The 18050-nt window shown below is 72.5% G+C and carries 15 protein-coding genes; 9 read left to right on the forward strand and 6 right to left on the reverse strand.

The window, feature by feature from the left end:
• Positions 1-195 precede the first annotated feature (195 nt).
• Together HPY23_RS07280 and HPY23_RS07285 are read right to left on the reverse strand one after the other, a co-directional pair.
• The gene (locus HPY23_RS07280; protein WP_060846719.1) at positions 196-2085 is read right to left on the reverse strand and encodes a sensor histidine kinase; all 1890 of its coding nucleotides are present in this window, start codon (positions 2083-2085) and stop codon (positions 196-198) included.
• A 202-nt stretch (positions 2086-2287) separates the two neighbouring features.
• Entirely contained in the window at positions 2288-2521 is a 234-nt protein-coding gene (locus HPY23_RS07285; RefSeq protein WP_236017644.1) for a heavy-metal-associated domain-containing protein, read from the reverse strand.
• A 259-nt stretch (positions 2522-2780) separates the two neighbouring features.
• On the opposite strand from HPY23_RS07285, the gene HPY23_RS32885 reads away from it, so the two are divergent.
• From HPY23_RS32885 to HPY23_RS07300, 3 genes are all read left to right on the forward strand, one after another.
• Positions 2781-4475 (forward strand): EAL domain-containing protein, encoded by a 1695-nt coding sequence (locus HPY23_RS32885; protein ID WP_236017645.1) that lies wholly within the window; start codon positions 2781-2783, stop codon positions 4473-4475.
• A 206-nt stretch (positions 4476-4681) separates the two neighbouring features.
• On the forward strand, positions 4682-6358 hold the full coding sequence (gene ade / locus HPY23_RS07295; protein ID WP_091883522.1) for an adenine deaminase: 1677 nt from the start codon (positions 4682-4684) through the stop codon (positions 6356-6358).
• Positions 6359-6477: 119 nt separating this feature from the next.
• Positions 6478-7383 (forward strand): TIGR01459 family HAD-type hydrolase, encoded by a 906-nt coding sequence (locus tag HPY23_RS07300; RefSeq protein WP_091883526.1) that lies wholly within the window; start codon positions 6478-6480, stop codon positions 7381-7383.
• 60 nt (positions 7384-7443) lie between these two features.
• On the opposite strand, the gene HPY23_RS07305 is transcribed toward HPY23_RS07300, so the two are convergent.
• Positions 7444-7974 carry a protein phosphatase CheZ gene (locus HPY23_RS07305; protein ID WP_060849314.1) on the reverse strand — a complete coding sequence of 177 codons (531 nt, stop codon included), beginning with the start codon at positions 7972-7974 and terminating at the stop codon, positions 7444-7446.
• A 199-nt stretch (positions 7975-8173) separates the two neighbouring features.
• Positions 8174-8557: a response regulator gene (locus HPY23_RS07310; protein ID WP_048427618.1), complete on the reverse strand. Its 384-nt coding sequence runs from the start codon at positions 8555-8557 to the stop codon at positions 8174-8176.
• A gap of 244 nt (positions 8558-8801) precedes the next feature.
• Between HPY23_RS07310 and HPY23_RS07315 the strand changes: the two genes are divergently transcribed.
• Both HPY23_RS07315 and HPY23_RS07320 read left to right on the forward strand, forming a co-directional pair.
• Positions 8802-9797 carry a bifunctional riboflavin kinase/FAD synthetase gene (locus HPY23_RS07315; RefSeq protein ID WP_091883530.1) on the forward strand — a complete coding sequence of 332 codons (996 nt, stop codon included), beginning with the start codon at positions 8802-8804 and terminating at the stop codon, positions 9795-9797.
• Between the two features lie 38 nt (positions 9798-9835).
• Positions 9836-10444, forward strand: coding sequence for a cadmium resistance transporter (locus tag HPY23_RS07320; RefSeq protein ID WP_091883532.1), 609 nt, complete (start codon positions 9836-9838; stop codon positions 10442-10444).
• Here HPY23_RS07320 and HPY23_RS07325 read toward each other — a convergent pair.
• Both HPY23_RS07325 and HPY23_RS07330 read right to left on the reverse strand, forming a co-directional pair.
• Positions 10419-10901 (reverse strand): GNAT family N-acetyltransferase, encoded by a 483-nt coding sequence (locus tag HPY23_RS07325; protein WP_091883535.1) that lies wholly within the window; start codon positions 10899-10901, stop codon positions 10419-10421. The genes HPY23_RS07320 and HPY23_RS07325 overlap by 26 nt on opposite strands.
• The gene (locus HPY23_RS07330; RefSeq protein WP_244537508.1) at positions 10888-11631 is read right to left on the reverse strand and encodes a GNAT family N-acetyltransferase; all 744 of its coding nucleotides are present in this window, start codon (positions 11629-11631) and stop codon (positions 10888-10890) included. Before HPY23_RS07330 ends, HPY23_RS07325 begins: the two co-directional genes overlap by 14 nt.
• Before the next feature lie 238 nt (positions 11632-11869).
• Between HPY23_RS07330 and ileS the strand changes: the two genes are divergently transcribed.
• The 4 genes from ileS to HPY23_RS07350 all read left to right on the forward strand — a co-directional run bounded on the left by ileS (position 11870) and on the right by HPY23_RS07350 (position 17969).
• Positions 11870-14842, forward strand: a complete 2973-nt coding sequence (gene ileS / locus HPY23_RS07335) for an isoleucine--tRNA ligase (RefSeq protein ID WP_091883538.1) — start codon at positions 11870-11872, stop codon at positions 14840-14842.
• 27 nt (positions 14843-14869) lie between these two features.
• Entirely contained in the window at positions 14870-15367 is a 498-nt protein-coding gene (lspA, locus tag HPY23_RS07340; RefSeq protein WP_060846728.1) for a signal peptidase II, read from the forward strand.
• Between the two features lie 131 nt (positions 15368-15498).
• The gene (locus tag HPY23_RS07345; protein ID WP_060846729.1) at positions 15499-16167 is read left to right on the forward strand and encodes a hypothetical protein; all 669 of its coding nucleotides are present in this window, start codon (positions 15499-15501) and stop codon (positions 16165-16167) included.
• Positions 16168-16589: 422 nt separating this feature from the next.
• Entirely contained in the window at positions 16590-17969 is a 1380-nt protein-coding gene (locus HPY23_RS07350; protein WP_236012793.1) for a M16 family metallopeptidase, read from the forward strand.
• Positions 17970-18050: the final 81 nt, after the last annotated feature.

Below are 18050 nucleotides of genomic sequence, written 5' to 3' on the forward strand. Positions count from 1 at the left end.
GCCGGCCGGAGCGACGTCGGGGTCGGGCCGGCGGGCCGGCGCGTCGGCGGGGCGACGGGGCGGTGCCGCGTCGCGGCGACGGTCGAGGGCCCCGTCGCGTCTCCGGGCTGGCGCCTCGGACATCGCATCTCCTTTCCGGATTCGATCGGCGGCTTAACGGGGGTCAGGGGAGCCGGCGCGGGCCGGCCGGCGCCCTCACCCGGTGAGCCGCATCGCGGCGGGACGCTCGCCCGGGGCGGGCGCGGCCGGGGGAGGAAGCGCCCCGGCCGGGACGGGTCCCCCGGCCTGCGCGACGAGGGCGGCGGTGCGGATCGGCACCGGGCAGCCCGGATCGCCGCGGCCGACGCGGCAGTCGAGCGGCAGGGTGACCACCACCCGGGTGCCGCGGGACGGGCCGCTCTCGACGGTCAGCTCGCCGTGATGCAGGCCGACGAGGCCGCGCACCACCGAGAGCCCGAGGCCGGTGCCCTCGTGCGGGCGGCCGTAGTTCGAGCCGGTGCCGAGGCCGGCCTGGAAGAACGGGTCGCCGAGGCGCGGCAGGTCGGCCTCGGCGATGCCGATGCCGGTATCCGTCACCGCCATCTCGACCCGGTCGAACACCCGGCGCACCGAGACCACCACGTCGCCGCCGCGGGGCGTGAACTTCACGGCATTCGACAGGAGGTTGATCAGCATCTGCCGGCAGGCGCGCGGGTCGGCGGTGACCTCCGGCAGGTCGGCGGCGACCTCGCGCCGCAGGCGCACGCCGCCCTGGTCGGCCCGGATCTGCATCAGGTCGCAGACGCCGCGGGCGAGGCCGGCAAGGTCGAACGGCTCGGGCGCGTAATCGAAGTTGCCGCTCTGGATCCGCGACATGTCGAGGAGGGTGTTGACCACCTCGAGGAGGTGCCGGCCCGAGGAATGGATGATGCCGGCATATTCGCGCCGCCGCTCGGGCCCGAGCGCCAGGGTCGATTCGGCCTCCAGCATCTCCGAGAAGCCGATGATGGCGTTGAGCGGCGTGCGCAGCTCGTGGCTGACGGTGGCGAGGAAGCGGCTCTTGACCTCGTCGGCGCGCTCGGCCGCGGCCCGGGCCTCCTCGATCTCCTCGGACCGCCGCCGGTGCTCCGACACGTCGCGGGTCACCGCCACCACGGCGGCCTCGCCGGCCGCCGCCGGCCCCATCGCGCCCGGCACCCGGTGGGCGCGCATCTCGGCCCAGATCACCCGGCCGGTCTCGCCGGCCTCGCCCGCGGCGTGAAGGCGGAACTGCACCGTCACCGGCTGCGACTGGGCGGCCGCGTCGCTGAGCGCGGTCAGGAAGGCCGGCCGGTCCGAGACGTGGACGCGGTTGAACAGGCCGCGGCCCTCCAGCGCGTCGGGCGTCGTTCCGGCGAGCGAGCGGGCGGCGGGGCTGGCCTGCAGCACGCTGCCGTTGCGGTCGTGCCAGGTCACGAGGTCGTCGATGGCATCGAGCAGCAGGGCGTCGCGCATCGAGGCGGCGGTGAGCCGCGCGCTCCAGCGCCCCTCCCGGCGGCGATGCTCCAGGGACAGCGCCAGGACGTGGCAGATCGCCGTGATGGCGAAGACCGGCATCGCCAGCGCCGAGGGCCAGGCGAAGAAGCCGAAGCCGGTCGCCGGCTCGACGAGCGCGACCGCCACCGCCCCCAGCATCGCCAGCACGGCCGCCACCAGGGCGGCGCGGTGCGAGCCGGCGAGCAGCGCCTCGACCGGGATCATCACGAGCCAGATCGTGACCGCCGAGGTCGGCCCGCCGGTCAGGCTCGCCAGGCACACGACGAGGCCGGTCAGCGCCGCCGAGGACACCCCGTGCGCGAGGGTCAGGTTGCCGGTGCGCGCCAGCAGCAGGGCCGCGAAGACCGGCAGGATCAGGCAGGCCGCCGCCGCCGCCTCGACGAGGGTCGGCACGCCGCGCCACAGCAGGTAGGGCGGCAGCATCGCCATCAGCACGGCGCCCGTGGCGAGCCGGGAGATCAGGAACCGCTCGTGGCGGGCCCTCTCGGCCGGGTCGCCGGCGGTGGATTCGTGGACGAGACCCGTCAGACGGGCATCGATCAGGGACGCAAAGGCACCGTTGATATGCACACCGCCACGCCAGCGCGAGGAACCCTGCGGCCCCGGCGCCCCTACTCTGCGAACTCCCGGAAACCCTCGCAGAGGCGGCTTAAACGAACGTTAGAGCGCGGGGCGGGGGGAAAACCTGTCCACGGATCACCGCACGGGCCGCCCTCCCGCCGGCGTTTTCCCCCCTCGGACCGGCCCGCCCCGGGACCGGCCGGTCATGCCCTCAGCCGGTGATGGCCTCGGCGTCGTAGCCGGCGCGGCCGAGGGCCTGGGCCAGCTCGAGCGCCTGGGCGGCGGTGACGACCGCGACCCAGCCGCGCTCGAGGTCCACCGACACCTCGGCCGCCGGGTCGAGGCGGTGGATCACCTTCGTCACCGCCGCGACGCATCCCTGGCAGGTCATGCCCTCGACCTTCATCGTCAGGTCCATCCGGCCATCGGCCCGGTCGATCGTCATCGCCACAACTCTCCCTTGCCGCGGCCCGTCAGTGCCGCCATCAGTCACGACGGCCCGCCGGCAGCGGCGGCACCGTCCCGCGGCACGCCAGGGCCGCACAAGCCATGTCGGGTACTGCGGCAACTCGGACAAGGTCGGGCGAAAAGCGTGGGAAGCCCGCAGCCGTGTCTTGCAGGCATCGGGCGCCTCGGCGACAACCGTCGACGCGCCGGGATCCCGCGAGGCCCGGCACGTCCTCGATACGTTAAGAGGAATCGCCATGGCCCTCATGATCGGCCGGCGCGCCGATCGGTCGTCGGCGGGTCGGATCGCCCTCAGCCTCTCCTGCCTCCTGGCGGGCGCGGCCTGCCTGGCGGTCGCTTTCCTGTCGGCGCCCCTCCTCGGTGCCGTGGCCGGGACCGCCCTGGTGGTCGCCGCCCTCGCGGGCGTCGCCACGGCGCTCGCCTACCGGCGGGCCGTGCGCCTGGCCAGGCAGGTCGAGCGGATGTCGGGCGAGATCGATCTGCTGTCGCGCCGCCTTCTCGCGGTCGAGCAGCGGAGCGCCCCCGCCGCGCCGGTCGCCGCGCTCGAGAACGGCCTGTCCGAGGTCACGGCCGAGATCGGCCTCCTCGGCGGCATCGTGCGCGAGTTGGCGGTGGCGGTGGCGGCCCAGGACGAGGACCTGATCCACCTCAAGGCCGGGACCGCGCCCGCCGTCCCGGCCCCGACCCAGGCTTATGCGGCGCCCCCCGCCCAGCCGGCCCCGATGCCGACGGCGATGCCCGCCCCCGTGACGGCGCCGCCCCTGATGGCCGCGGCTCACGCGACGACGGCCCCCATGGTGCAGCACCCCTTGGCGCAGCCCCCCTTGGTGCAAGCGCCCGTGGCGCAGGCCCCGATGGCGTCGGCACCCGTGCCGGCGGCCGCCCCGGCCATGGCGCAGGCCGCGCCGCAGTCCTTCGCGCCGGCGTCGTCGGTTCCCTATCCGGGCGCCTCCGCGCAGGCGGCTCAGGCCTGGCCCTTGGCCGCCATGGCCGACCCCGCCGCGGCGGCCCAGCCCGAGACTGCCGCCGCGCCGGCCCCGCAGGCCGACCCGATCCTGCCGCGCGACGCCGCCCCCGCACCGCGCCGGCCCTTCGTGCCGGAGCCCGCCGCGGCGCCGCGGCCCGAATCCGAGATCCTGGCCGCCCTCGGCGAGGGGCTCGAGGTCCACCTCCAGCCGATCGTCAGCCTGCCGCAGCGCAAGGTGGCGTTCTACGAGGCCCTGGCGCGCCTGCGCGTCGGCGACGCGCTCCTGGCGCCGGCGGAGTTCCTGCGGGTGCTGGAACGGCACGGCCGCACCACCGAACTCGACCGGCTGATGCTCGCCCGGGTGACGGCGATCGGCCAGCACCTCGCCGGCCGCGGCAGCGAGACCCCGGTGGCCTACGCCCTGTCACCGGGATCGCTGTTCGAGCCCGGCTTCCTGCGGGCGGTCAGCCGCCTGATCGACCTGCACCCCGAACTCGCCGGGCGGCTGATCCTGGCCCTGCCGCAGCAGAGCTGGCGCAGCCTCGATGCCGAGCAGGCGGGGGCGCTGGCGGCCCTGCGCGAGCGGATCGGGCTCGCGGTCGACCGGGTCGCCGAGCCGCGCCTCGACGCCCCGGCGCTGGCCGCCCGCGGCGCGAGCTACGCCAAGATCGGGGTCGACCTGCTCCTGAGCGAGCACGGCGCGGCGATCGCCACCACCCTGGCCCGGGCCGGGATCCGGCTGGTCGCCGAGGGCGTCGAGCAGGAGGCCGACGTGCCCGACCTGATCGACCTCGACCTGCCGCTGGCGCAGGGCACGGTGTTCTCGCCCCCGCGGGTGGTGCGGCCCGAGGTTCTCTCGCCTCCCGCTCCCGAGCCGGCACCCGAGCCGCCGCCCCCGCCGCCGGCCGACGAGCCCCCGCCGGTGCGCCGCGCCTTCCGGGACGTGTTGCGCCGCGCGGTGTGAGGATCGGCCGACCCGCGGCCGCGGGCCGGCCGCCGAGGAAGCTTCGTCGCCCTCGGCGCAAGATGTGCCGAGCCGATGTCGCGAAGGCGGCCGCCGGCATCGCAGAAAGAAACGGCGACGAAGCAAGGGTCCCGGCGCACGACGCGGTGGCCTGCCGATGCAGGCCTGCTTAGAATCCGGGGACCTCGCAGCCAGAAGGATCCCCGATGTCGGACCCCATCGCCCGCCGGATCGCGCAAGGGGCCGGGCGCGCGCCCGCCGACCTGGTGATCCGCGGCGCCCGCCTCCTCGACCTCGTCACCGGCGACCTGGTGGAGACCGACATCGCGGTGTGCGGCGACACGGTGGTGGGGACCTACGGCACCTACGAGGGCGCCCGGGTGATCGAGGCGCGGGGGCGGATCGCCGTCCCGGGCTTCATCGACACCCACCTGCACATCGAATCCTCCCTCATCACCCCGCACGAGTTCGACCGCTGCGTCCTGCCCCACGGCGTCACCACGGCGATCTGGGACCCGCACGAGCTCGCCAACGTGCTCGGCACCGCCGCCTTCGACTACGCGCTGGCGGCGGCGAGCGAGACCGTGATGGACATTCGCGTCCAGCTCTCCTCCTGCGTGCCGGCGACCGACCTCGAGAGCGCCGGCGCCCGGATCGAGGCCGACGACCTGTCGCGCTACCGCGACCATCCCCGGGCCCTGGGGCTCGCCGAGTTCATGAACTTCCCGGGCGTCGTCGCGGCCGATCCGGCCTGCCTGTCCAAGCTCGCGGCCTTCGCCGGGCGCCACGTCGACGGCCACGCCCCGCTCCTGTCGGGTCTCCCCCTCAACGCCTACGCGGCCGCCGGCATCCGCACCGACCACGAGGCGACGAGCGCCGCGGAGGCGCTGGAGAAGATCCGCAAGGGCATGACGGTGCTGATCCGCGAGGGCTCGGTCTCGAAGGACCTGCACGCGCTCGCCCCCCTCCTCACCGAGCGGACAGCGCCGTTCCTCGCCTTCTGCACCGACGACCGCAACCCCCTCGACATCGCGGAGGAAGGCCATCTCGACCACCTGATCCGCACCGCGATCGGGCTCGGCGTACCGCCGCTCGCCGCCTACCGGGCCGCCTCGCTCACCGCCGCCACCGCCTTCGCGCTCACCGACCGCGGCATGATCGCCCCGGGCAAGCGCGCCGACATCGTGCTGCTCGACGACCTGGAAACTTGTTCTGTCTCGGCCGTCTTCGCGGCGGGCCGCCCGGCGGACGAGGCGCTGGCAGCGACGCGGACCGCGACGCCCGCGCCGGGCCGTCGCAGCGTGCGGGCCGAGCCGGTCGGCGCCGCCGACCTCGCCGTGCCGGCGCCCGCGGGCGAGACCCCGGTCATCGGCGTGGTGCCGGGGCGCATCATCACCGAGCACCTGCGCCTGACCCCGGCGGCCGTGCCGGACCTTGCCCAGGATATCGCGATGGTGGCCGTGGTGGCGCGCCACGGCACCCGCAGCATCGGGCGCGGCCTGGTGCGGGGCTTCGGGCTGAAGCGGGGCGCCATCGCCTCCTCGGTCGGTCACGACAGCCACAACCTCTGCGTCGTCGGGGCCGACACGGAGGCCATGGCCCGCGCGGTCAACCGGCTGATCGACTTGCAGGGCGGGTTCGTGGTGGCGGACGAGACCGGGATCCTGGCCGAGCTGGCGCTGCCGATCGCCGGGCTGATGAGCGACCGGCCGTTCGAGGCGGTGCGCGACGCCCTGCCGCCCCTGCGCGAGGCCGCCCGGGGCCTCGGCTGCACCCTGCCGGAGCCGTTCCTCCAGGTCGCCTTCCTGCCGCTGCCGGTGATCCCGCACCTCAAGATCACCGATCGCGGTCTCGTCGACGTCGACCGGATGGCGTTCCTCTGACGCCGGCCGGGTTTTCGCACCGAAAGACTGTAAACGATTTCAACAGGCGTTGCGTTCGAGCCGGACCCTCTTTAAGTCCGTCAGGCGTTCTGCTGCGATGCAGCGCCAGGAGGGACGGCATGGCCGAGATGGTTCGCGCGGCGCATCCGGGCGAAGTCGCGATCCTTGACGGGATCGCCGACGTCGCGGGCGGCTTCGACCTGATCCTGTGCGACGTCTGGGGCGTGCTGCACGACGGCGTGCACGCCCATCGCGGCGCCTCGGACGCGCTGACGCGGTTCCGCGCCCTGCCGGGCGAGCGGCCGCGCCGGGTGGTGCTGGTCTCGAACGCCCCGCGCCCGGGCGCGGGCGTCCTGTCGCAGCTCGACGGGTTCGGCGTGCCGCGCAGCGCCTACGACACCATCGTCACCTCGGGCGACCTCACCTGCCGGCTGCTGGCCGAGCGGGCGGCGGCGCCGGTCTACCATCTCGGCCCCGATCGCGACCTGCCGATCTTCGACGGCCTCGATCTCGCCCGCGGCGGGCCGGACGATGCCGCCCATGTCGTGGTGACGGGCCTCCTCGACGACGAGGTCGAGACGGCGGAGGATTACCGCGACCGGCTCGCCCCCTGGGCTGCCCGCGGCGTGACGATGATCTGCGCCAATCCCGACCTCGTGGTCGAGCGCGGCGAGCGGCTGATCCCCTGCGCCGGCGCCCTCGCGGCGCTCTACGAGGAACTGGGTGGCGCCGTCGTCTACGCCGGCAAGCCGCATGTCCCGGTCTACGAGGCGGCGCTCGCCGCCGCGGAGGCGCTCGACGGCGGCGCCCCCCTCCCCCGCGACCGGGTGCTCGCCATCGGAGACGCGATCCGCACCGACGTCGCCGGCGCGCGGGCCTTCGGGATCGCGTCCCTGCTGGTGGCGCGCGGCATCCACGCCGAGGAGCTCGGCGTCGCGGCGGGGGCGCCGATCGGCGACATCGCCCACTGGCTCGAGGCCCAGACCGTCCACCCGGACGCGGTGATCGACTTGCTGCGCTGGTAGGAACGCGGCGAGACCGGGGTGCGGCCGGCGCGCCCCGGTTGGAGACTCGACAAAATCCGGTCAGGAGAACAGGGCGTCGATCGCGTCCTGCGGCGTCGCCGGGCCCTTCGGCTGCGGACCGTTGAGCAGCAGCTTCTCGGCCCGGGCCTTGCGGCGGGCCTCCTCGGGATCAAGCTCGGCCTCGCCGTCGCGCACGTTCACCACGGTCGAGAACTGCGACAGGCGCTTCTCGAGCTGGCCCAGGGCCTCCACCACCTTGGAGATGCGCTGGCCGGTGATGTCCTGGAAGGTGCAGGCCTCGAAGATGTCGCCGATATGGGCCTCGACCTTCCGGCGGTAATCGTCGAGGGACTTGGCCTCGAGCGCGAGAATCGACTCGGCCGATTCCATGATCCGGTTGGTGGCGCTGGCGGTGGCGGCGACGACGCTCCCGAGCTCGTCATGCGCCATCGGGATGCGGTCGCGGGTCAGTTCCTGGGCCCGCAGCGCCGCGATGCCGCCCTTCAGCTTGGTGATGTAGTCGGCGATCTCCAGGAGTTCCGTGACCGGGATCGCCGGGGTCGCGGCCTGGGCCGCCGTCGTGCCGGCCATGGGCGTCTTGCCTCCCAGCAGCCGGTTGAGGGCGGACCGCGGCCCTTCCGTCATCTGCCTGAGCACGTGATCGATCCCCGCGGCTAGGTTGCTTCCCGGCCCGTTGCGGGCTCGGGGATCCGGCGCGGGTGCGGCCGGCCTCTCGGCCCAGCCGCACGCTCCCGCGCCCGAGAGGCACCGCCTCGTCGCGTCGGCGGCGTCAGGCGCCGCAGACGGCCTCGATCTTGGTCTTCAGCGTCTGGGCGTTGAAGGGCTTCACGATGTAGTTGTTCACGCCGGCCTTCTTGGCGGCGATGACGTTCTCGGTCTTCGACTCGGCGGTGACCATGATGAACGGCGTGGTGCGCAGGGCGTCGTCGGCCCGGACGTGGCGCAGCAGCTCGTAACCGGTCATCGGCTCCATGTTCCAGTCGGAGATCACGAGGCCGTACTTCTTCTGCTTCAGCTTCGCCAGCGCGCCGGTGCCGTCCGAGGCGTCGTCGACATCCTCGAAGCCGAGCTGCTTGAGCAGGTTGCGAATGATGCGGACCATCGTCTGGTAATCGTCCACCACGAGGATCGGCATGCCGAGGTCAAGGGCCATGGCTTACGGCTCCGTTCGCGGGCGCGACGCATCCCCGCGCGCCGGTTCCCGCTTGGATGATGAGTCGAGGCGCCGGTCGGCTCCTCTGTTCTCAGCTTGTAGTTCCGGGCCCTTGAGAAGCGGTTAACCCGCGGGCAGACCGGTCCGCCCCGGCATGCACCCCGGCGTCTTGACCCAACCGGTGGATTTCGACAGGGTCCGGCCGCCTTCCGAAGACCCTTCCCCCGGCAAGCCAAGGACCCGTATGCCGCGCGACGAGACTGCCCCGCGCCCCGTCGCCCCGTCCTTCCCCGTCCACCGCGACGGCGAACCGGTGCCGGAGGGCCTGCGGGGCGCGGTCGCGGCGCTCGGCAACTTCGACGGCATCCACCAGGGCCACCGCGCCCTGATCGCGGCGGTGCAGGAGATGGCCGCCGCCCTCGGCCGGCCGAGCGCGGTCGTCACCTTCGAGCCGCATCCGCGCGCGTTCTTCTCCCCCGGCACGGCGATGTTCCGCCTGACCGGCGAGGCGGGCAAGCTCGCGGTGCTGCAGCGCCTGGGCATCGACGGCGCCTTCGTGCGCCGTTTCGACGCGAGGCTCGCCGGCACCGGGGCGTCGGCCTTCGTGGCCGAGACCCTGAAGGGCGAGCTCGGCCTGTCGGGCGTGGTGATCGGGCACGATTTCCATTTCGGCCGCGGCCGCGAGGGCACGCCGGCGATGCTGGAGGCGCTCTGCGCCGAGAACGGGCTCGCCTGCCGGATCGTGCCGGCGGTGGCGGCGGGCGGCGGCGAGGCGCCGGTCTCCTCGAGCGCGATCCGGGCGGCGCTGGAGGCCGGCGACGTCGGAACCGCCAACCACCTCCTCGGCTACCGCTGGTTCGTCGAGGGCGCGGTGCGCCACGGCGACAAGCGCGGCCGCACCCTCGGCTTCCCGACCGCCAACGTGGCGCTCGACGCCTGCGCGCTCGCCCACGGCATCTACGCGGTGCGCGTCCGGCTCGCCGACGGCAGCCTGCGCGACGGCGTGGCGAGCTACGGCCGCCGCCCGACCTTCGACGACGGCGCGCCGCTCCTTGAGACCTACCTGTTCGATTTCTCCGGCGACCTCTACGGCCAGGCGATCGCGGTCGAGCTCGTCGGCTTCATCCGCGGGGAAGAGCGCTTCGACAGCGCCGAGGCCCTGGTCGTGCAGATGCACGACGATTCCGCGCGGGCGCGCCGCCTGCTCGCCGCCGATCGCACGCCCTCGATGCTGGGGTGAGGCGGGGGTAAGGCCTTGGCCCGCCCGGTCCCGGACCGATGATCGACGCTCCGAGGGATACCGGCGTCGCGGTCGCGCTCTTCGCCTCGACCAACGTCGACGACGTGCTCGTGCTGATCGGGTTCTTCTCCGATCCGCGCTACCGCCCGCGCCAGATCGTGGCCGGCCAGTTCCTCGGCATCGCCGCCCTGGTCCTCGCCTCGCTCGCCGGCGCGCTCCTCTCCCTCGTCGTGGCGCCGGCCTGGCTCGGGCTCATGGGTCTCGTCCCAATCGCGCTCGGGCTGCGCCGCCTCCTGCCCGCGAGGGACGAGGAAGCCGAGGCGGCGGGCGGGAAAGCCCCGGTCGGCCACGCGCTGGCGGTGGCCGGGGTGACGATCGCCAATGGCGGCGACAACCTCGGCATCTACACGCCGGTCTTCGCCACCAGCCCGGGCCCGCGGCTCCTCCTGTTCGTCGCGGTCTTCGCGCTCATGACCGGGCTCTGGCTCGCCCTCGCGCACCGGCTCGTCCACCATCCGGCCCTCGGCGCCCCGATCCGCCGGATCGGCCGGGTGGCGACGCCGTTCGTGCTGATCGGGATCGGCGTGATGGTGCTGGTCGAGGCCGGAACGATGTCGTCGTTCACGCGATGGGCGGCACGCGGATGAGGTGCGTGGCGGCCGGGTCGTCGCACTCCGCAAAGCCGAGGCGCCGGTAGAACGCTGCCGCGTCCGGAGAGGCCGCGCGCAGGCGCACGGTCCGGAAATGGCTCTCGGCCTTCCGTAGGAGATGCCCCACCAGCAGGGTGCCGACACCGAGATGCCGATGCGATCCGAGCACGTAGAGGTGCCGTAAGCGGCCGACTCCCTCCTCCGCCGTATATGGATCGCGATTCAGACCTCCGAGACCGACGAGGCGGTCGCCCTGCCAGGCTCCCAGGATGATCTCGCCGGGACGTTCGAAGCGATTGGACCCCGAATGCCACTCCTCGAACAGGCGCCGCACGAAGGTGATTCCCTGTCGCTCGGCCTCTGCGAGGATCGGTCCGGCAGCAGGGTCGAGTGCAGCGAGCACTGCAACCGCCGGACCGGGAGGAGCCGCGGCCTCTCCTTCAAGATTCGACATCTCGCGCCTTGTAGGCTCGCGGAGGTAGGTCCTCGTCGGTCAGGGGCGCGGACATGAGCAACCGGCCGAATGACAGCGGCCGGGCTTGGTCCTGTCCGTCGAGATCGTGTGCTGCCGTGACGGCTGATCCGTGTCGCAGCACGTATCGCCCCTGCATGATCGTCTCACCGCGCGGCCGCGAGAAAACGGGCGCAGCGCTTGATCGGGTGAAGCCGAGCTTCGTGAGCACCCGTCCCGAGGCCGGGTTGTCGCCCCCATGCCCAGCACGCGGCACCGTCAGGCGAGCGACCGAGAAGGCGAACCGGACCAGAGCAGCCCCGGCCTCCGATGCGGAGCCGCGCCCCCAGGCGGCCCGATCGAGCCAGTACCCGAGTCGGGCCTCGGCGCGCGCAACCCCGTCGATATCGACAACGCCGATCATCATGCCGTTGCACGTGATCGCGAAACGGTAGGCCGCCCCCATCTCCCATTCGCGGGCATGATCGGCGAACCATCGCTCGATCTCGCACGGATCGGGCGGGAACGCGGCCCGGCTCAAGTTGCGCGACACACCCCACGCCGAAAGGATGTCGACGGCGCGCGCCGCATCGGTGATCCGCACGGGCCGAAGAACAAGCCTCTCGGTCGTGATCGCGCGCGGGGATCGGCATGACGGGAGGATCGCGGGCAAGATGGCGACGGTGACGCAACGATAGCATGGCCGCCGCCGGGTGTTGAGCGTGGCCGCCACTCCACACCATCACCCCGCTTCCCCCGCCCGCCCGCCGCTGCTAGAAGCACCGGATGACCGAATCGCACCCGCGCCGCGCCGCCATCCGGCGAATTACGAGCCCGGCTTCCGCCTGAGGGCCGCCATCGCGCGGCCGCGCGGAAGGCCGGGTTGCCGCCGTTTCGCCGCTTGCGATTCCCTCACGGGCGATTCCCTCTCAAGGGCTGCGCGTCCGCGCCCCAGACGAGCCTTGACCACCATGACCGAGCCGAAAACCGCCACCGGGCGCGACTATTCCGAGACCCTCTTCCTGCCGGTCACCGATTTTCCGATGCGGGCCGGGCTGCCGCAGCGCGAGCCGGAGATCCTGGAGCGCTGGGCGAGGACCAACCTCTACGCCCGCATCCGCGAGGCGGCGGCCGGACGGCCGAAATTCGTGCTGCACGACGGCCCGCCCTACGCCAACGGCCACATCCACATCGGCACCGCGCTCAACAAGATCCTGAAGGACATCGTCGTCCGGACGCAGGGGTCGCTCGGGCACGACGCCAACTACGTCCCGGGCTGGGACTGCCACGGCCTGCCGATCGAGTGGAAGATCGAGGAGCAGTACCGCGCCGCCGGCCGCAACAAGGACGACGTGCCGGTGGTCGAGTTCCGGCGCGAGTGCCGGTCCTTCGCCGAGCACTGGCTGTCGGTGCAGCGCGAGGAGTTCAAGCGCCTCGGCGTCACCGGCGACTGGGACCATCCCTACCTGACCATGGCCTATCCGGCCGAGGCCGCGATCGCCCGCGAGCTGATGACCTTCGCCACCACCGGCCAGCTCTATCGCGGCTCGAAGCCGGTGATGTGGTCGGTGGTCGAGAAGACCGCGCTCGCCGAGGCCGAGGTCGAGTACGAGGACCACGTCAGCGACACCATCTGGGCCGCCTTCCCGGTCGTCTCCTCGAAGACGGCCCCGGACTTGCAGGGCGCCCGCGTCGTCATCTGGACCACCACCCCGTGGACGATCCCGGCCAACCGGGCCGTCGCCTATTCCAAAAAAGTCTCCTACGGATTGTATCGTGTCGTTGCTGCGCCTCAAGAGAACTGGTCTCAACCTGGTGTTCGTTACGTTGTTGCTGACAAACTGGCGGGCGACGTCTTCAAGGCAGCGCGCGTCGAATCCTTCGAGCGACTGAGCGACGTCTCGGCCGAAGAGCTGGCCGGCGTGACGCTGGCGCATCCGCTGGTGTCCTGGAACGACGGCTACGCCTACGCGGTGCCGATGCTGGACGGCGAGCACGTCACCGACGACGCCGGCACCGGCTTCGTCCACACCGCACCCAGCCACGGCCGCGAGGATTTCGAGGTCTGGATGGCGAACGGCCGTCAGCTCCGCGAGCGCGGCATCGAGACCGCGATCCCCTACACGGTCGATGCCGACGGCGTGCTGACCGAGTCGGCACCGGGCCTCACCGGCACCCGCGTGCTGGACGAGAAGGGCCAGAAGGGCAACGCCAACAAGGCGGTGATCGCCGCGCTCACCGCCGCCGGCACGCTCGTCGGCCGCGGCACGCTCAAGCACAGCTACCCGCATTCCTGGCGCTCGAAGAAGCCGGTCATCTTCCGCAACACGCCGCAATGGTTCATCGCCCTCGACAAGCCGGTGGCGAGCCTGAACGACGCGACGTTGCGCGACGTGGCGCTCCGCGAGATCGCCGTCACCCAATGGGTGCCGCCGCAAGGCCAGAACCGCATCACCGGCATGATCGCCAACCGCCCGGACTGGGTGGTGTCGCGCCAGCGGGCCTGGGGCGTGCCGATCACGGTCTTCGTCCACCGCGAGACCGGCGAGATCCTGCGCGACGAGACGGTGAACGCCCGCATCCACGCCGCCTTCGCGGCGGAGGGGGCGGATGCCTGGTTCACCGATGCCGACGGCGCCCGCTTCCTCGCCCCCGAGCACGACCCGGCCGCCTACGAGAAGGTGACCGACGTCCTCGACGTGTGGTTCGATTCCGGCTCGACCCACGCCTTCACGCTCGGCGACCCGCAGGAGTTTCCGGGTTTGTCCGGCATCCGGCGGCGGCGCGACGGCGGCGGCGACACGGTGATGTACCTCGAGGGCTCGGACCAGCATCGCGGCTGGTTCCACTCGTCGCTGCTCGAATCCTGCGGCACCCGCGACCGCGCGCCCTACGACGTGGTGCTGACCCACGGCTTCGTCCTCGACCCCAAGGGCGAGAAGATGTCGAAGTCGAAGGGCAACGTCGTCGCGCCCCAGGACGTGATCAAGGGCTCGGGCGCCGACATCCTGCGCCTGTGGGTGGCGGCCTCGGACTATACCGACGACCTGCGCATCGGCCCGGAGATCATCAAGACCTTCTCGGAGACCTACCGCAAGCTGCGCAACTCGCTGCGCTGGATGCTGGGCACGCTCGCCCATCACCGGCCCGAGGACCGGGTCGCCCCGCAAGACATGCCCGAGCTGGAGCGGTTCATCCTGCATCGGCTGGCCGAGCTCGATACCGAGATCCGCGACGCCTTCCGCACCTTCGACACCAAGCGGGTCGTGGCGCTGCTCAACGGCTTCATGACCGGCGACCTGTCGTCGTTCTACTTCGACGTGCGCAAGGACGCGCTCTACTGCGATCCGATCTCGTCGCAGACCCGGCGCGCCGCGCTCACCGTCGTCGACGAGGTCTTCAAGCGCGTCACGGTCTGGCTCGCTCCGGTGCTGGCCTTCACGGCGGAAGAGGCCTGGCTCGCGCGCTACCCCTCCGAGACGGCGTCGGTCCATACCGAGACCCTGCCGGAGACCCCCACGTCCTGGCGCGACGAGGCGCTGGCGAAGCGCTGGGCCAAGATCCGCCGGGTGCGCCGGGTGGTGACGGGCGCGCTCGAGATCGAGCGGGCGGGCAAGCGCATCGGCGCGAGCCTGGAGGCGGCCCCGACGGTCTTCGTCGCCGATGCCGACCTGCTGGCGAGCCTCGACGGCATCGACTTCGCGGAGGTCTGCATCACCTCCGGCATCCAGGTCGCGGCCGGCGAGGGCCCGGCCGAGGCCTTCCGGCTCGACGAGGTCAAGGGGGTCGCGGTGGTGCCGGCCCTCGCCGAGGGGCGCAAATGCGCCCGCTCGTGGAAGGTGCTGGACAGCGTCGGCAGCGACCCGGACTACCCGGACGTGACGCCCCGCGACGCGCAGGCCCTGCGCGAGTGGGACGCCCTCCACGCCGAGGCCGCCGAGTAGCGGGCAGGGACAGGGCGAGGAAAAGTCATGCGTCCCCTCCCCTTCGGCCTGCTCGTCGCGCTCGTCACCCTGGTCCTCGACCAGGCGACGAAGCTCGGCCTCCTGTTCGTCGCCGACCTGCCGGTGCGCGAGCCGGTGGTGCTCGCCCCCTTCGCGCAGCTGATCGTGGTGTGGAACCGCGGCGTCTCCTACGGGATGTTCCAGCAGGATTCGGCGCTCGGGCGCTGGCTCCTGGTGGGCGTGTCGCTGGCGGCCTCGGTCGCGCTCTCGGTCTGGATGGCGCGGGCCGGCAGCCGATGGCTCGCAGGCTCGCTCGGCATGATCGTCGGCGGAGCGATCGGCAACGCCATCGACCGGGCGGCCTACGGGGCGGTGTTCGACTTCGTCCACCTGCATGCCGGCGCCTGGTCCTGGTACGTGTTCAACGTGGCGGATGCCGGCATCGTCTTCGGGGTGGTCGGCCTCCTCTACGACGGGCTGGTGCTGGAGCGCCGCCGCGCGGCGGCAACGGGCGGTCCGACCTGAAAACGCGTGTGTGTCGCGGGCGCAACGACGAGGATCGCCGTTGCGCCCGCCCACGGCCACGCCATACCTTCGCCCGAAACCGCCACCACCTCGGGAACCAACTCAGGGGGCGGAACAGGCAAGGGGCCCGCATGCTCGACAAGCGCACGATACTCGCCGCGGCGACGGCCGCGGTCCTGGCCGCCGGCCTGACGGCTTCCCCGGGCGCGCACGCCCAGGAAGGCGTCGCGATGAAGAACGCCCTGTCGTCGATCGGCCTGATCGAGCCCGAGCGGCCGACCATCACCTACCGCGAGCGCGCGCCCCTGGTGCTGCCGCCGAAGATGGACAAGGCCGCCCTGCCGCCGCCGGTCGACCGCCGCGCCCTGCGCGAGGCCAACCCGCAATGGCCGACCGATCCCGAGACCGCCGCCCGCGACCGCCGCGCCGCCGAGGACCGCAAGCCGATCACCCGCGGCTACGGCGGCCGGATGAGCGACAACAACGCGACCCTGCCGATCCGCGAGATGCAGGCCGGCCGCCGCGAGGGGGCGGGCGTGCAGACCGAGCCGACCTACAAGCCCGGCGACAACGTCAAGGAGTCGTTCTGGCTCAACCCGATGCAGCTCTTCGCCGGCAAGAAGGACGACGACGCCAACCTGCCCGACGTCGAGCCCTCCCGCGACACCCTGACCGAGCCGCCGACCGGCTACCGCAAGCCGCCGAACGGCAAGCTCGCCCGGACCGAGCGCGGGCCGAACGGCATGAAGTCGGACCGCGAGGAAGCCGATCCCGGCGCCTATCTGCGCTCGCGCCAGTAACGTTTCCGAGATCCGATCGGGTCTCCCACCCCGGGCCGCAGCAGCGGCCCGGGGTTTTTCGTGCGTGAAAGCCCTGCCTCCGGCGCAGGGCTGCACGTCTCCCCGCCTTCGGGGGCGATCCTGCGGAATGCACCCAAAGCTTCACCCAAAACTCCGGCCACGCTTCGACTGGACGAGGTCGGGTGCGACCTGCACGGGATGCATTTCTCCGCAGTCTTCGGGTCCCCCCTGCCACAAAATGCTCTAGAACAGGGTCTCTAACGGCCGGCGACCCCGGGGACCGGCTCGCCCCCGGCTCCGCCTCTCCCGGCCTCCGACTCGCGAAGAGCCGCAAGCCTCGCTTAAGTGAGCCGGTTCACGATCCAACACGGGGGGCCCTTCCGGTCGCCCGGCTAAGGTAGATCAGGATGTCCCCAGTCAGGATGCGCCCCGCCCCCGGCCTCGCCAGCCCCGTCAGCGCGACCCTGCGCACCGACGCGGCGCCCTTCGGCCGAGCGGAGGCGGGCGGTCCCGAGGTGGCGTCCTTCGTGCTCGACAACGGCCTCGACGTGGTGGTGGTCCCCGACCACCGCGCCCCCGTCGTCACCCACATGGTCTGGTACCGCAACGGCTCGGCGGATGATCCGCTCGGCCAGTCCGGCATCGCCCACTTCCTCGAGCACCTGATGTTCAAGGGCACCGAGACCCATCCGGTCGGCGCCTTCTCGAAGGCGGTGTCGAGCTTGGGCGGCCAGGAGAACGCCTTCACCTCCTTCGACTACACGGCCTACTTCCAGCGGGTCGCCCGCGAGAACCTGAAGACCATGATGAGCTTCGAGGCGGACCGGATGACCGGCCTGATCCTCGACGACGCCGTGGTGGCGCCCGAGCGCGACGTGGTGCTGGAGGAGCGCCGGATGCGGGTCGAGACCGACCCGTCGGCCCAGCTCTCCGAGGCGATGGCGGCCTCGCTCTTCGTCCATCACCCCTACGGCATCCCGATCATCGGCTGGATGCACGAGATCGAGGATCTGAACCGCACCCACGCCCTCGACTATTACCGCCGCTTCTACACCCCGGAGAACGCCATCTTGGTGGTCGCCGGCGACGTCACCGCCCACGAGGTCCGGCGGCTGGCCGACGACACCTACGGCGTGGTGACGCCGCGCGGGGCCCGGCCGCAGCGGGTGCGGCCGCGGGAGCCGGAGCCTCGCGCCGCGCGCCGCCTGAGCGTCGCCGATCCGAAGGTCGAGCAGCCGACCCTGCAGCGGCTCTATCTCACCCCCTCCTGCATGACCGCCCGCGACGGCGAGAGCCACGCGCTCGAACTGTTCGCCGAGGTTCTGGGCGGCGGGCCGACCTCCTACCTCTACCGCAGCCTGGTGCTCGACCAGGGCGTCGCGGTGAATGCCGGCGCCTGGTACATGGGCTCGGCGATCGACGACACCCGCTTCTCGGTCTACGCGGTGCCGGCCGAGGGCGTGAGCCTGGAGAAGCTGGAGGAGGCCCTCGACCGGGCGCTCGCCCGCGCCCCCTCCGAGGCCCTGACCGCCACCGCGATCGAGCGGGCCAAGACCCGGCTCGTCGCCGAGACCGTCTATTCCTCCGACAGCCAGTCCTCGCTCGCCCGCATCTTCGGCTCGGCGCTCGCCATCGGCGAGAGCATCGAGGAGGTGCGGCGCTGGCCCTCCGAGATCGAGGCGGTCCAGGCCTCGCGCCTCGCCGCGGTGGCCGAGCGCTACCTGGTGCCGGCCCGCTCGGTCACCGGCTACCTGGTCAAGGGCGAGGGTGCCTCGAAGGCGTCTTCGGCCGCGGCGGCCTGAATCCCGCATCCTGACACCGCCCGGGGCGTGCGCGCCGCCGGGCGGATCCGTCTTCGCACGTCACGACAACAAGAGGTCCTC

It is taken from the genome of Methylobacterium ajmalii, from assembly GCF_016613415.1.
Classification (GTDB): Bacteria; Pseudomonadota; Alphaproteobacteria; order Rhizobiales; family Beijerinckiaceae; genus Methylobacterium; species Methylobacterium ajmalii.